Annotated in this window: 13 protein-coding genes; 10 read left to right on the forward strand and 3 right to left on the reverse strand. The window is 64.6% G+C overall.

What is annotated here, in order from left to right; translation table 11 throughout:
* Positions 1-20: 20 nt before the first annotated feature.
* From queA to PCO31110_RS00505, 6 genes are all read left to right on the forward strand, one after another.
* Positions 21-1,103, forward strand: a complete 1,083-nt coding sequence (queA, locus tag PCO31110_RS00480; protein WP_150689373.1) for a tRNA preQ1(34) S-adenosylmethionine ribosyltransferase-isomerase QueA — start codon at positions 21-23, stop codon at positions 1,101-1,103.
* A gap of 144 nt (positions 1,104-1,247) precedes the next feature.
* Positions 1,248-2,378: a tRNA guanosine(34) transglycosylase Tgt gene (tgt, locus tag PCO31110_RS00485; protein ID WP_010805727.1), complete on the forward strand. Its 1,131-nt coding sequence runs from the start codon at positions 1,248-1,250 to the stop codon at positions 2,376-2,378.
* A 227-nt stretch (positions 2,379-2,605) separates the two neighbouring features.
* Positions 2,606-2,872: a preprotein translocase subunit YajC gene (gene yajC, locus PCO31110_RS00490; RefSeq protein WP_237165309.1), complete on the forward strand. Its 267-nt coding sequence runs from the start codon at positions 2,606-2,608 to the stop codon at positions 2,870-2,872.
* A gap of 135 nt (positions 2,873-3,007) precedes the next feature.
* Positions 3,008-4,900 (forward strand): protein translocase subunit SecD, encoded by a 1,893-nt coding sequence (secD, locus tag PCO31110_RS00495; RefSeq protein WP_010805725.1) that lies wholly within the window; start codon positions 3,008-3,010, stop codon positions 4,898-4,900.
* A 24-nt stretch (positions 4,901-4,924) separates the two neighbouring features.
* Positions 4,925-5,902 carry a protein translocase subunit SecF gene (secF, locus tag PCO31110_RS00500; protein ID WP_010805724.1) on the forward strand — a complete coding sequence of 326 codons (978 nt, stop codon included), beginning with the start codon at positions 4,925-4,927 and terminating at the stop codon, positions 5,900-5,902.
* Positions 5,903-6,090: 188 nt separating this feature from the next.
* Entirely contained in the window at positions 6,091-6,777 is a 687-nt protein-coding gene (locus PCO31110_RS00505; RefSeq protein WP_150689374.1) for a cytochrome b/b6 domain-containing protein, read from the forward strand.
* A 72-nt stretch (positions 6,778-6,849) separates the two neighbouring features.
* Here the strand turns inward: PCO31110_RS00505 and PCO31110_RS00510 are convergent, their stop codons facing one another.
* The 3 genes from PCO31110_RS00510 to PCO31110_RS00520 are packed head-to-tail and all read right to left on the reverse strand — an operon-like array spanning position 6,850 to position 9,208.
* The gene (locus PCO31110_RS00510; RefSeq protein ID WP_150689375.1) at positions 6,850-7,881 is read right to left on the reverse strand and encodes a glycosyltransferase family 2 protein; all 1,032 of its coding nucleotides are present in this window, start codon (positions 7,879-7,881) and stop codon (positions 6,850-6,852) included.
* Positions 7,878-8,813: a phosphatase PAP2 family protein gene (locus PCO31110_RS00515; RefSeq protein ID WP_150689376.1), complete on the reverse strand. Its 936-nt coding sequence runs from the start codon at positions 8,811-8,813 to the stop codon at positions 7,878-7,880. The genes PCO31110_RS00510 and PCO31110_RS00515 overlap by 4 nt, the downstream gene beginning before the upstream one ends.
* Positions 8,810-9,208, reverse strand: coding sequence for a hypothetical protein (locus tag PCO31110_RS00520; RefSeq protein WP_150689377.1), 399 nt, complete (start codon positions 9,206-9,208; stop codon positions 8,810-8,812). Before PCO31110_RS00520 ends, PCO31110_RS00515 begins: the two co-directional genes overlap by 4 nt.
* 1,272 nt (positions 9,209-10,480) lie before the next feature.
* Here PCO31110_RS00520 and PCO31110_RS00525 point away from each other — a divergent pair.
* The 4 genes from PCO31110_RS00525 (at position 10,481) to cpaB (ending at position 13,771) form a co-directional block, all read left to right on the forward strand.
* Positions 10,481-10,666 (forward strand): Flp family type IVb pilin, encoded by a 186-nt coding sequence (locus tag PCO31110_RS00525; RefSeq protein ID WP_010805719.1) that lies wholly within the window; start codon positions 10,481-10,483, stop codon positions 10,664-10,666.
* Positions 10,667-10,834: 168 nt separating this feature from the next.
* The gene (locus PCO31110_RS00530; protein WP_150689378.1) at positions 10,835-11,425 is read left to right on the forward strand and encodes an A24 family peptidase; all 591 of its coding nucleotides are present in this window, start codon (positions 10,835-10,837) and stop codon (positions 11,423-11,425) included.
* 88 nt (positions 11,426-11,513) lie between these two features.
* Positions 11,514-12,941 (forward strand): DUF8689 domain-containing protein, encoded by a 1,428-nt coding sequence (locus tag PCO31110_RS00535; RefSeq protein ID WP_150689379.1) that lies wholly within the window; start codon positions 11,514-11,516, stop codon positions 12,939-12,941.
* The gene (cpaB, locus tag PCO31110_RS00540; RefSeq protein ID WP_150689380.1) at positions 12,938-13,771 is read left to right on the forward strand and encodes a Flp pilus assembly protein CpaB; all 834 of its coding nucleotides are present in this window, start codon (positions 12,938-12,940) and stop codon (positions 13,769-13,771) included. The genes PCO31110_RS00535 and cpaB overlap by 4 nt, the downstream gene beginning before the upstream one ends.
* Positions 13,772-13,895: the final 124 nt, after the last annotated feature.

Raw genomic sequence — 13,895 nt, forward strand, 5'->3', positions numbered from 1 at the left:
GCTACGCATTGTAAACGCTGATGTATACCCTTTCCGATTTCGATTTCGACCTGCCGCCCGATCTGATCGCGCAGACCGCGCTTACCGAGCGCACGGCCAGCCGCCTGCTGGAGGTCGACGGCAGCGTCGCGCCCCCCCATCTGTACGACCGGCACTTTGCCGATCTGCCCAACCTGCTCGCGCCGGGCGACCTGCTCGTGTTCAACGACACGCGTGTCATCAAGGCCCGCTTGTTCGGCCAGAAGGCGAGCGGCGGCAAGATCGAAGTGCTCGTCGAGCGCGTGATCGACCGCCACACGGCCCTCGCCCAGATTCGCGCAAGCAAGAGCCCGGCGCCCGGCACCGTGCTGCGTCTGGCCGATGCCTTCGAGGTGACGGTCGGCGAGCGCGTCGAGCCGTTCTACACCCTGCATTTCCCTGACGACTGCTACACGCTGCTCGAGACCTACGGCCGCTTGCCGCTGCCGCCGTACATCGAGCACGACGCCGACGCAGCCGACGAAACGCGCTACCAGACTGTCTACGCCCGCAATCCGGGCGCTGTGGCCGCGCCGACGGCCGGCCTTCACTTCGACGACGCCCTTTTCGCCCGCCTCGACGCGCTGGGCGTCCAGCGCGCCGCGCTCACGCTGCATGTCGGCGCGGGCACGTTCCAGCCGGTACGCGTGGAGAACATCGCCGAGCACAAGATGCATTCGGAATGGTACGAGATCACGCCCTCGCTGGTAGACGCCGTGGCCGCCACACGGGCGCGCGGCGCTCGCGTGATCGCGGTGGGCACGACGTCGATGCGGGCGCTGGAATCTGCGGCACAGGCCACGCTGGCAGCCGGCGGCACACCGGGCACCCTGCGCGCCGGGAGCGCCGAGACGAACATCTTCATCACGCCGGGCTACCGTTTCCAGTTGGTTGACCGTCTCGTCACCAACTTCCATTTGCCCAAATCGACGCTGCTCATGCTCGTGTCGGCATTCTCGGGCGTTGAGACGATCCGCGCGGCCTACCGGCACGCCATCGAGCAGCGTTACCGCTTCTTCAGCTACGGCGACGCCATGATCCTCTCGCGCGTGGCGCTGCACGACGCACCGAAAGCCGCCGCCTGAAGTCGCATGGCCGTCTGATCCGCGTCCGACGGCGGTCCGACCCGGTACAATGGCGCCTTGGCCGCGCATGGGGCGCTGGCCGCTTTTTTGACGTCCCGCGCGGGCGCCGGCTTGTGTTGCCGGTGGTGCCGGGGCGCACGACACATGCTCAAGTTCGAACTCATCACCACCGACGGGCAGGCCCGCCGGGGGCGCGTCACGCTCAACCACGGCGTGGTCGAGACGCCCATCTTCATGCCGGTCGGCACCTACGGTTCGGTCAAGGCGATGTCGCCGGCCGAACTCGTCGAAAACAACGCTCAGATCATCCTCGGCAACACCTTCCACCTCTGGCTGCGCCCGGGGTTGGAGACGATCGCCGCTCATGGCGGCCTGCACCGCTTCATGGGCTGGGACCGTCCGATTCTCACGGATTCCGGCGGTTTTCAGGTGTTCAGCCTCGGTGAACTGCGCAAGATCAGCGAAGAAGGCGTGAAATTTGCCTCGCCGGTGAATGGCGACCGCCTCTTCCTCTCGCCGGAAATCTCGATGCAGATCCAGCGCGTGCTCAATTCGGACATCGTCATGCAGTTCGACGAGTGCACGCCGTACGAGATCGACGGCCGTCCCGCCACAGAGGCCGAAGCCGGCCAGTCGATGCGCATGTCGCTGCGCTGGGCCAAACGCTCGATCGACGAATTCAACCGTCTCGAGAACCCGAATGCGCTGTTCGGGATCGTGCAAGGCGGCATGTACGAACATTTGCGCGACGAGTCGCTTGCCGGGCTGTCCGAGCTGGACTTCCACGGATATGCGATCGGCGGGCTGTCGGTCGGCGAGCCGAAGGAAGACATGATGCGCGTGCTCGAGCACGTGGCGCCGCGTCTGCCGGCGAACAAACCGCACTACCTGATGGGCGTGGGCACGCCGGAAGACCTCGTGGCCGGTGTGGCGGCGGGCGTGGACATGTTCGACTGCGTGATGCCCACGCGCAACGCCCGCAATGGCTGGCTCTTCACGCGGTTTGGCGATCTGAAGATCCGCAACGCCTCGCACAAGAGCGACACACGCCCGCTGGACGAAACTTGCGGCTGTTACACCTGTCGAAACTTCTCGCGCGCCTATCTGCACCACTTGCAGCGAGCCGGGGAGATTCTTGGCGCGCGGCTCAACACCATCCACAACCTGCATTACTATCTCACGCTGATGCAGGAAATCCGGGATGCCATTGAAGCCCACGCCTTCGACGCATTCGTCGCCCGGTTCCGGGCCGATCGCGCACGCGGCGTGCAGTAAGTGGCCGGAGCCCGGCAGCGGGCACCGAATCCCCCGGGGGAACGGGGTCGGGCAGTGGTAAAATGCCGGGCTTGGATCATGCGTCCTCGTACCGAAACACACGCCGCGCGTGTCCGGAGACCCGGCCACACGCGGCTTTTACACGTCTTACATAAGGAGAACCGAACGTGCTGATTTCCGAAGCCTTCGCTCAGACGGCTGGCGCTGCCAGTCCGACCAGCAACCTGATGAGCTTCCTGCCGCTCGTGCTGATGTTCGTGGTGTTGTACTTCATCATGATCCGTCCGCAAATGAAGCGCCAGAAAGAGACCCGCAACATGCTGGCGGCCCTCACCAAGGGCGACGAAGTCGTGACCTCGGGCGGTCTGGCCGGACGCATCTCGAAGGTCGGCGAGACCTTCGTGACCGTGGAGATCGCCGAGAACGTCGAGATCAACGTGCAGAAGGGCGCTATCACCACCCTGCTGCCGAAGGGCACCATCAAGGCGCTCTGATCCTTCGCGCATCCGCACGCGGCCGCCACGACTGGCGGCCGCAGTGCATGGCGACGCCGGTCGTGGCGACCTACGTCGCCATGCCGGCCGGTCCGAAGCACGGTTTGCCACGAGGCATCACCCTAGCCCGCTGCTATGAATCGCTATCCTCTCTGGAAATACATCGTCATTCTGGTGGCACTTGCCATCGGGGTGCTCTATACACTGCCGAACCTGTTCGGTGAAACGCCGGCAGTACAGATTTCCAGCGTCAAGGCGACCGTCAAGGTCGATCCCTCGACGCTTTCACGCGCCGAAGACGCGCTCAAGGCACAGAACATTGTCTATAACGGCGCCGTGTTCGATAACACGGGCGCCAACCCGAGCGTACGCATTCGCTTCGCCGATACCGACACGCAGCTTCGCGCCAAGGATCTGCTTCAGTCGTCGCTGAACACCGATCCGACCGATCCGACCTATGTCGTCGCGCTCAACCTGCTCTCGGCCTCGCCGGCATGGCTCTCCCGAATCCACGCGCTGCCGATGTACCTCGGCCTCGACCTGCGCGGCGGGGTCCACTTCCTGCTGCAAGTCGACATGGCAGGCGCCATCACCAAGCGTCTGGATGCTGCCGCAGCCGATGCCCGGACGCTGCTGCGCGACAAGAACATCCGCCATAACGGCGTGACGCGCACGGATACCGGTATCGAAGCCGTCTTCAGCAGCCAGGACGACGCGGACCGTGCCCGCACCGCCCTCACCGATGGTCTGTCCGATCTCACCTACACCACGCAAGCCGGCCCGAACGGTACGTTCAAGGTGGTGGGTGCGTTCACGGAAGCGGCACGGCGCGCCGTGCAGGACAACGCCGTCAAGCAGAACATCGTCACGCTGCATAACCGGGTGAACGAACTCGGTGTGTCCGAACCGGTGATTCAGCAGGAAGGCCCGGATCGCATCGTGGTGCAGTTGCCCGGCGTGCAAGACACCGCCAAGGCGAAGGACATCATCGGCCGTACGGCGACGCTCGAAGCCCGTCTGGCCGATCCGGATGCGCCGCGTCTGGTGTCGGCCGACACGCCGGTGCCGCCGCAGGACGAACTGTTCCTGCACGGCAATGGCGCACCGGTGATGCTCAAGCGTCAGGTGATCTTCAGCGGCGATCGCATCACGAGCGCTTCGGCTGGCTTCGACGATCACCAACAGCCGTCGGTCAACATCAAGCTCGACGCCGCAGGCGGCCGTGTGTTGCGCGATGTCTCGCGCGACAACATCGGCAAGCCGATGGCCATCGTGCTGTTCGAGAAGGGCAAGGGCGAAGTGCTGACGGTGGCGAACATCCGCAGCGAACTGGGCCAGAGCTTCCAGATCACCGGCATGGGCTCGGCGCAAGGCGCCAACGATCTGGCGCTGCTGTTGCGCGCCGGTTCGCTCGCCGCCCCGATGGAAATCATCGAAGAACGTACGATCGGCCCGAGCCTCGGTGCAGATAACGTGCAAAAGGGTGTCGACTCGGTGATGTACGGCCTGATCGCCATCGCGGTGTTCATGATGCTGTACTACATGCTGTTCGGCGTGTTCTCGGTGATCGCCCTGCTGTTCAACCTGTTGCTGCTCGTGGCCGTGCTCTCGATGATGCAGGCCACGCTCACGCTGCCGGGCATTGCCGCTATCGCGCTTACGCTCGGTATGGCCATCGACGCCAACGTGCTGATCAACGAACGTATCCGTGAAGAACTGCGCGCGGGAGCGTCGGCCCAGAAGGCGATTTCGCTGGGCTTCGAGCATGCCTGGGCAACGATTCTGGACTCGAACGTGACGACCCTCATCGCCGGTCTGGCGTTGCTGGCGTTCGGTTCGGGCCCGGTGCGCGCGTTCGCCGTGGTGCACTGCCTGGGTATCCTGACCTCGATGTTCTCGGCCGTGTTCTTCTCGCGCGGTCTGGTCAACCTGTGGTACGGCGGCCGTCGCAAGCTCAAGACGCTGGCGATCGGTCAGGTGTGGCGCCCGGATGGTGCGACGAACGCACCCGACGCAGGCGAGCAATAACCGCAGGCGCGAGAGGAAACAGTCATGGAATTTTTCCGCATCAAGAAAGACGTGCCGTTCATGCGGCACGCCCTGATCTTCAACATCATCTCGGCACTCACGTTCGTGGCGGCGGTGTTCTTCCTGCTCACGCGGGGCCTGCACCTGTCGATCGAGTTCACCGGCGGTACGGTCATGGAAGTGGCCTACACGCAGGCGGCCGATCTCGAGAAGATCCGTAGCGAAGTCGGCAAGCTCGGCTATCGCGACGTGCAGGTGCAGAGCTTCGGCACCTCGCGCGACGTGATGGTCCGTCTGCCGATTCAGACCGGTTCGGACGGCAAGCAGGTCACCAGCGCGCAGCAAAGCGACGCGGTGATGACCGCGCTGAAGGCCGACGCCCCCGACGTGCAGTTGCGTCGCGTGGAATTTGTCGGTCCGCAGATCGGCCACGAGTTGTTCACGGACGGTTTGCTGGCCCTGACCTTTGTGGTCGTCGGCATCATCATCTACCTGTCGTTCCGCTTCGAATGGAAATTCGCCGTGGCCGGCGTGATCGCCAACTTGCACGACGTGGTGATCATTCTGGGCTTCTTCGCGTACTTCCAGTGGGAGTTCTCGCTGGCGGTGCTCGCGGGGGTGCTCGCCGTGCTCGGTTACTCGGTGAACGAGTCGGTCGTTATCTTCGACCGGATTCGCGAGACGTTCCGCAAGATGCGCAAGGCGACCGTGCAGGAAGTGATCGACCACGCCATCACGACGACCATGTCGCGTACGATCATCACGCACGCGAGCACGGAAATGATGGTGCTGTCGATGTTCTTCTTCGGCGGCCAGACGCTGCACTACTTCGCACTTGCCCTGACCGTGGGTATTCTGTTCGGTATCTACTCGTCGGTGTTCGTGGCCGCGGCACTCGCGATGTGGCTCGGCGTGAAGCGTGAAGACCTTATCAAGCACAGCAACAAGGACGAGGAAGAAGGCGCCGATCGCAACGACCCGAACTTCGGCGCACGCGTCTGACCGGCTCGCAACGCATCGTCAGTCAGAAAAGCCGCCGGCATGTCCGGCGGTTTTTTTTCACCCGTGATTCGTCCGATGCGCCGTTGTGGGGACGCGTTGGGTTCGGCTCGCGGCTTACCTCCGAACGTGCAGGCGTAGCGGGCTTACGGTAATCTCGCGGAATTCGTCAATTACCAAACGTCACATCAATGAAGCCGATCCGCATCTGGGACCTGCCCACACGTCTGTTCCACTGGTCATTCGTCGTGCTCGCCGTCGCCGCTTACGTCACCGCCAAGACCGGCGGCAACGCGATGGTCTACCACTTCTGGTGCGGCTACGCGGTCCTCGCGTTGTTGCTCTTCCGGCTGGTGTGGGGCATCACGGGGCCGCGCTATGCGCGCTTCAGCGCGTTCATGACCGGGCCGCGAGCGTTCGTCCGGTCGTTACGCAGCGCCCCGGACACCGACGCGCGCTTCGCAGGCCACACACCGCTGGGCGGCCTGTCGGTCATCGCCATGCTGCTGTTCTTCGGCATTCAGGTCGTGCTCGGCCTGTTCTCGAACGACGACATCTTCAACGACGGCCCGCTCGTCAAATTCATCGACAAGGACACGAGCGACATGCTCACCGGCTGGCACCTGCGCAACCAATGGGTGCTGGTGGCGCTGGTGGCGCTGCATGTGCTTGCGATTCTCTACTATCGCATCGCGCGCAAGAAAGATCTGATCAAGCCGATGCTCGTGGGCGACAAGCGGCTCGCCGCACCGGTGCGCCCGGCGCGTGACGACTGGCGAGTGCGCGCGGGGGCGCTGGTGCTGATCGTGCTGGCCTCGGCGCTGGTGTACCGGATCGTGCACCTGACACCGGCCGTGGCGGCGCTGCCGTCGTATTGAAGGGGCCGCTTGAAGGTACGTCGCCGGCGAGAAACGTCGCTGTCCAGTCCTAAGCAAGTACGCATGCAGTCCCTATTTGCTCAACACCCTGTGGAGCTTCTCGGCGCGCCGTGTGCCGGGTTGCAGCGACTGGAGCGGCAACTGACTGACCTTGCCACTGTCCTCGTACCGGCGCCGCAAGAGGTAGACAGGCCGACCCTTCGCCTCATCGTAGATGCGTCCGACATATTCGCCGACCACGCCGATACCGATGAGCTGAAGGCCGCCCAGGAAGAGCAGCGCGCTCAGCAGCGAGGCGTAGCCGGGCACGTCGATGCCGAGCACGAGCGTGCGCCCGACGATGAACGAGCCATAGAAGAAGGCAGCGAAGGCGATTGACAGTCCGATGTAGGTCCAGCAGCGCAACGGCAGCGAGCTGAAGCTCGTGATGCCTTCGAGCGCGAAATTCCACAGGCGCCAGCCAGAGAACTTGGATTGCCCCGCGCAGCGCGGCTGCCGCTCGTAGCGCAGCACGGCGGTGCGGTAGCCGACCCACGCGAACAACCCCTTCATGAATCGGTGCCGCTCGGGCAGACGCTTGAGCGCCTCGACCACGCGCCGGTCCATGAGGCGGTAGTCGCCCACGTTCTCCGGCAACTTCACGTCAGAGAGCCGATTGTGCACACGATAGTAAAGGCCCGCCGTGACGCGCTTGGCCCACGAGTCGCAGACGCGGCTGCTGCGCTGCGCGAGCACGACTTCGGCGCCGTCACGCCATAGCTCGACCATCCTCGGAATCAACTGCGGCGGATCCTGCAGGTCGACGTCCATGGGGATCACGGCGTCGCCGCGCGCTTCGTCGATGCCGGCCGTGAGCGCGGCTTCCTTGCCGAAATTGCGCGTGAGGTCGAGCACCCGGATGCGCGCGTCGCGGCGGCGGTGCGCGATGAGGCGCCCGAGCGTGTCGTCGGTACTGCCGTCGTTCACGCACACGATCTCAAAGCGCGTGTCGGGCACCGCCTCGAGAATCGGCACGACGGTGCCGAAGAAGGCGTCGAGCGACTCGCTTTCGTTGAAGCACGGCACCACGAGAGACAAGCGCTTGATGTGGATGGGTTTGCTCATGATGTTTCCCCGGAAACTTGGCGCGTGGCTGCAAGCCCCCGCTCATGCACGGGCTCGGACGCGAGCGCCGGTGTGGGCAGCGAGGGGGTCTTCAAAGGGACGCCATGCCGGCGCGCGAGTTTGATGGCAACGATAGCCAGGGCGATGCCGGCAAGCACGTCGACGAGGTAGTGGCCGCCTTCGCTGAGCGTCGAGAGCAGTACCAGCGCGTTGAGCGGTGCAAGCACAGCGAACGCCGCCCGGCAGCGGCGCACCGCGTAGGCGAGCAGCACAGCCATGACGGCATGGAACGACGGCATCGAGATCAGGCCCTGCAAGGCCGACAGGTCGACTACGGTCAGGGTGTGGGCACGTAGCGGCGCAAAATGCGACAGCGTGGCCAGCTCGCCCGGCGAGCCCCCGAAATGGACGAAGGCGCCGGCCGCAGGGATGAGTCCCGAGATGGCGATGGTCGCCAGGCACGCGCCGGTCATTGCGTTGGCGAACTGGCGCAGCTCGGCGAAGCGTCCGGTGAACGACAGCAGCAGGACCACCAGCGCGATCTGTGGCATGCCGCTGTCATAGGCGAGCGGCAACACGAGCGAGAGCATGCGCGAGCCGCGCACGGTGGCGTGCCACGCCGTCCAGTCGAAGCCGAGACGCCCGTCCAGGGTGGCCAGCACCTGATCGACGAGCGGTGCGCCGGTGGCGACCACGGCGTAGTCGAGCGCGGCGGCCGCGTGCGTGAAGACGATGAGGCCGATGACGTGGCCTGCCGCGGCACCGATGCGTGCATCGGGCCGGCACCACGTGTAGACGGCCCAAAGGCACGCCAGCGCCAGGCAAGCGAGTCCCGGCATGGCGAGGCTCGCCAGCTCGACGCCCATGCCGAGCCAGCCGAGCGCCAGGGCGGCGAGTGCCACCGTAGTCAGGTTGATCTGCAGCCAGTTCATGGCGACACCGCGTACATGTTGTCACCGCCACCATCGCCACCGTTGCCATGCGCCTGGCCGTGCGCGCACAGCCAGGCGATCAGGATTCCGAACCATGCCACATCGTAGTCATGGACATAGGGACTCATCAGCGACGCGGCCGAGAGCAGGGCCCAAGCGAGCCACAGCGGCGCATGCGCCATGATGAAAACGGATGGTATGCGAAAGCGATGGGCCTGCCCCGCGCTCGCGGCAGCCTGCGCACTCTGTACGCCGTGCAGGAAGCCCGTGATCGTCTCGGGGCCAAACACCACCACGCTGGCGGCCACGCTGAGCACGAGTGTCGCCAGACGACGCGGCTCGTTCCCCGACGGTTGGCGCGCGTGCACGACGTCGCCCGTGTCGCTCGTCTTCATGTCCCGGTCCCCGAATCATTGTTGTGGCTGCCGCCTCGACGTTCCATCGCGATCGGGCGCGATTCCCCAGGGCGGTCTTGGCGCACCGACGGCATAGACGCGTTGCGTGGCGGCACCTCATGCAGAGCATTGTTGGCACACCTTTTTAAAAATACAACTAGGTGTTTATCCGAAATTAATCGACTAGGTGTTTATCCGAGATCAATCAACTAGGTGTTTATCCTCAATCAACTGACTAGGTGTTTATCCGAAATTAATCGACTAGGTGTTTATCCGAAATCAATTGAATTTTCCACCCTAGAATTTTCCTTAGTTTCAGAAATGTTACGGATTACTTCATTTGCCGACGCAACGCTTTTCTACGTTTGCATGCCGTAGCTGGTCATTGCGACCCTGAAGATTTCGGCAAAGCGGCAGCGACTCTCCATCAATATCCTTTGCACACCTGAAGTCGTTATCTGGCGGTGGCTCCGGCGAACCTATGCAGCGCGATGGGCGAAGGAAGCGAAGGCAATCTCAGCGCAGACCCTGTCAGCGAAAACCCCCGGCGGCACGCATGCCAATCAAGGGTAATCCTTTAAATCTCAGGTACGGCTTTTCCCTGATTAAATCAGACATCCAGAATTAATTTTTAAATCAAATCGATTTACCGGATGCCTGCGGCGATACGCGGACCGATTGAAATTACCTGGCGCGCGGCCTGATGTTTCATTTTTGAAACGTTTTTCCGCACCCGGCCGGATTTGCCGTTGCCGGCGGGGATGGCTGGCACGTCCAAACCCGCATGCCCACGGCTTTTCACGTGAAGCTGGCCCGCCTCTTGCTCGATCCGGGGCGTGCCGCCAAGTCACGGGGCGGACGGGTCGAGAACAACACTGCGTCACGCGCATCTGATCCGTCCGAGCGAAACGAGGGTTTCGCATGATCGAACGGCCACACGGCTTAGCCGCTGCATCCGACAGGAGCACGGCAGGCCGACCGGGGGAATGAAATGTCGACACCAAGACATTCGCAGACCAGATACGCTGGGCACGCACGACGCTGTGTAGCAGCCAGACGTGCGTTCCGAGCGCAACCTCTCCATGGCATTGCCGGTGCCGCGCGCCATCGCGCCGCGAGAGCCGGTGCCATCCCCTTTCGCTTCACGCCGCTGCGCACGCTGCGGCCAGCCCATCTTTGCGTCGCGGCACGCCAACGGCGCCGCCACGTCGCATCCCGAATCTGCCGCCTCCTGCGGCAGATAGCCCCTGCAATCTCATGAAGGAGTCTGTCATGCAAGCCATTCTGACTTTCAGCAAGCGTTTTTTTCGGGACGAAAGCGGTGTCACCGCAGTCGAGTACGGCCTGATCGCGGCACTGATCGCCGTGGTGATCATCACCGCCGTGACCACGGTCGGCACGCAGTTGAACGCCACGTTCAGCAAGATCGGGTCGGCGTTGACTTCGGCCAACGCCTGAGCGTGCGGTCGGCTTCACCTGGTGATGGCGGGCCGGCCCGGCCGGTTCGCTGTCGACAGGCGATGCCTGGGGCAGCGCAGTCGCGTCGCCCCGGCAAAGATTCGAGGGGCCGCTGCCCTTTTTAGACAGTAGCCACGCGAAATGAACGGACACGAAGGAGACACAGCGATGAATGCAAGCACAGTCGCCGCACCGAATTACATCGCCATCGGCGCCGTAACGCTGGTCATCGCTGCGGCCGTGTGCGACGTGCGCGCGCGCCGCATCCCGAACCGCCTGGTGCTGGCCGGCTGGCTCGCGGCATTGCCCGCGCAGTGTGCCGCGCATGGCCTGGCGGCCGGGGCACTGGCCTGGCTGGCCGGGTGGCTGACTGGATTCGCGATGCTGCTTCCGTTCTATCTGCTGCGCGGCATGGCCGCCGGCGACGTCAAGCTAATGGCCGGCGCGGGCGCCTGGCTCGGCACATCGCTGGCGTTCGACGCGGGGCTTGCGACGTTCGTGCTTGGCGGCATCGGCAGCGTGGCCCTTGCCATGTACCGGGGCCGGACACGCGACCTGCTGGCGGGCGCCTGCGCCGTCTTGCGCGGTCAGGCATGGCAGGTCCCGCATGCCGGCGGCGCCGACGGGGCGAGTTCATCGGCCGCTGAGTCGAGTGCTACAGCGCTCAACACTGCGGCCGTCCGCAGCCCGATCGGTGCCCTGCCGTACGGCGTGGCCATCGCGCTCGGCACGATCGGCGTGCTGTTCGCGCAGGCCTGACTTCGGACGCTCATTCTCATACGCATTCACACCATTGCGCTCACACGGGGAACGGACCATGACAAGTATGCAAACGGACTCGGCAAGCGTGGCGGCCACCACGCCGTGGAACCACGGTGCCAGCCACGTGGGTGATGGTGCCGGCGTGCAGTCGATTCGCTCGGTCGCCGACACCGGGATCCCGCTGGCGCTGCTCGTCGACCTGGTCGGCAAAGTGGGCCTTCAGCGCGGCTCGATCTGCATGCTCGACCTGATGGCGGTGCTCAAGCTGCCGCTTAGCGTGCTCGACGAGGTCGTAGCGTTCGCGGTGCGCGAGCGCCTGATGGAAATCACGCATCGCGGCGCGCTCGACGCCGACGTGTCTCTGCGCCTGACCGACGCCGGCACCGCCCGTGCGCGCGAGTCTATGGCGCGCTGCAGCTACGCGGGGCCCGCCCCGGTCACGCTTGAAGATTACATACAGGCCGTGCACGCGGTGTCCGTGCGGCACCAACATGTCAACCACGCGTTCGTGAAGGACATTTTTCGCGACACCACACTCGACGCCCGCCTGCTCGACGAGGTCGCCTCGTCGCTCAACGCCGGGCGTCCGCTCATGCTGTTCGGCCCGGCAGGCAGCGGCAAAACCTATCTGGCCGAGCGCCTCGGACTGCTGCTCGAAGGGCTCGTGCCAGTGCCGTTCGCGGTCTGCGTCGACAGCGAGATCATCCAGGTGTTCGACCCGCTGATCCACGAGGCGCTCGAGGGCGAGACACTGGCCGCCGTGTGCGCCAGGATCGATGCGGCGGGGGCCCCCAGCGTGCGCGACCGCCGCTGGCAGTGGTGCAAGCGCCCAGTCGTGGTCTCCGGCGGCGAACTCACGCTCGACATGCTCGAAGTGTCCTTCGACGCGGCCGCCGGTTTCTATCAGGCGCCGCCGCACCTGAAGGCCAACGGTGGCATCTACATCATCGACGACTTCGGCCGCCAGTTGGCATCGCCGCAGGCGCTGGCCAACCGCTGGATCATGCCGCTCGATCGCAACGTCGACGTCTACACGCTGCATACCGGACGGCGCTTTACCGTGCCGTTCGACGTCTGGACCGTGTTCTCGTCGAATCTCAATCCCTGGGAAGCCTGCGACGAAGCGTTCCTGCGCCGCCTGGGCTGCAAGCTCTTCGTCGGCCCGGTGGACGTTGCCGCATACCGCCGCATCTTCGACGCGGAATGCCATCGCTTCGGGATGTCGGCCGAAGCGGGTGCCTTCGCCTACCTGGCGTCCACGCTGCACGGCCGGTCGGCCACGCCGCTCATGGCGTGCTATCCGCGCGACCTGCTGGCGCTCGTCGATGCCGAGTGCCGCTACAAGGAATATCCGAAAGTCGTCACGGCCGACCGGCTCGACGAGGCGTGGCGGCGCTATTTCGACATGACTCACCGCCCGCGCCGGCACTCCGCCGGAACCGGCCCTGCGCACGGGCACCGAAGACGCAGCCCACGCCAAACCATTCGATCGTCACTGAGGAGCACATCATGAAAAACCCGAAGGCAATCTCGATGCTGCTGGTGGCCGTGTTGGCCGGGCTGGCGTCGGTGGTCTTTGCCGCGCAATGGCTCTCGCGTCAATCCTCGGCCTCGGTGACTACCGTGGCCGTGGCCGCCAACGACGTCAACCTGGGCCAGCCGCTGACCGCCGAGTTCGTGAAGGTGGTCAACTGGCCGGCCGACAGCATTCCTCCCGGCGCGTTTGCCGACGCGCAGCTCCTCCAGGGCCGCGTGGCGCGCGTGGGGCTGCAGCGCGGCGAGCCGATCCTCGAGTCGAAGCTCGCGCCGCAAGGCACCAAGGGTGGGCTGTCGGCCGTCATCGGCGAAGGCAAGCGCGCGATCACGGTACGCGTGAACGACGTCGTCGGCGTGGCGGGCTTTGCCCTGCCGGGCAACTACGTCGACGTGATCGTCAATACAACAGATGCCGAGAAGAAGAGCGCGGAGCAGAGCATCTCGAAGATCGTGCTCGAGAAGATTCTCGTGCTCGCCGTGGCCCAACAGGTCAGTCGTGACGACACTCAGCCGAAGGTCGTCAACGCGGTGACGCTCGAGGTCACACCCGAGCAGGCCGAGAAACTGGACCTCGCACGCAGTGTGGGCACGCTCTCGCTCGTGCTGCGCAACCAGGTCGACGGCGCACAGTTCGCCACGCTCGGCGCCACCAAGAACACGCTGCTCAACGTGCCGGCGGCCCCGGAACCGGTCAAGCCGGCCGTCAAGACCATTGTGGTGCGCAAGCCCGCGCCGCACGTGGCGGCACGCCAGGGGGATTGCGTTGGCGTGTTGACCGGCGCGCACGGCGGCGTCGAGTGCTTCTAAGCACGTCGCACGAAGTGAACAACAACAAGGACACGACAGCCAGTCGTCAATGAGACGCCGCGAGGGGGTTGCGCAGCAGCCAGGCCTCGCGGCCGGAACGAACAGGATCAGCCGGGGAAATGCC

It is taken from the genome of Pandoraea communis (assembly GCF_902459745.1).
Lineage (GTDB): Bacteria > Pseudomonadota > Gammaproteobacteria > Burkholderiales > Burkholderiaceae > Pandoraea > Pandoraea communis.

Bases quoted from the DNA above. Each gene is read 5' to 3' on its own strand.
- PCO31110_RS00510 (WP_150689375.1), bottom strand. From the start codon at position 7,881: ATGAGCAAACCCATCCACATCAAGCGCTTGTCTCTCGTGGTGCCGTGC.
- PCO31110_RS00515 (WP_150689376.1), bottom strand. From the start codon at position 8,813: ATGAACTGGCTGCAGATCAACCTGACTACGGTGGCACTCGCCGCCCTG.
- PCO31110_RS00530 (WP_150689378.1), top strand. From the start codon at position 10,835: ATGAATGCAAGCACAGTCGCCGCACCGAATTACATCGCCATCGGCGCC.
- queA (WP_150689373.1), top strand. From the start codon at position 21: ATGTATACCCTTTCCGATTTCGATTTCGACCTGCCGCCCGATCTGATC.
- cpaB (WP_150689380.1), top strand. From the start codon at position 12,938: ATGAAAAACCCGAAGGCAATCTCGATGCTGCTGGTGGCCGTGTTGGCC.
- yajC (WP_237165309.1), top strand. From the start codon at position 2,606: ATGAGCTTCCTGCCGCTCGTGCTGATGTTCGTGGTGTTGTACTTCATC.
- secF (WP_010805724.1), top strand. From the start codon at position 4,925: ATGGAATTTTTCCGCATCAAGAAAGACGTGCCGTTCATGCGGCACGCC.
- PCO31110_RS00520 (WP_150689377.1), bottom strand. From the start codon at position 9,208: ATGAAGACGAGCGACACGGGCGACGTCGTGCACGCGCGCCAACCGTCG.
- tgt (WP_010805727.1), top strand. From the start codon at position 1,248: ATGCTCAAGTTCGAACTCATCACCACCGACGGGCAGGCCCGCCGGGGG.
- secD (WP_010805725.1), top strand. From the start codon at position 3,008: ATGAATCGCTATCCTCTCTGGAAATACATCGTCATTCTGGTGGCACTT.
- PCO31110_RS00505 (WP_150689374.1), top strand. From the start codon at position 6,091: ATGAAGCCGATCCGCATCTGGGACCTGCCCACACGTCTGTTCCACTGG.
- PCO31110_RS00525 (WP_010805719.1), top strand. From the start codon at position 10,481: ATGCAAGCCATTCTGACTTTCAGCAAGCGTTTTTTTCGGGACGAAAGC.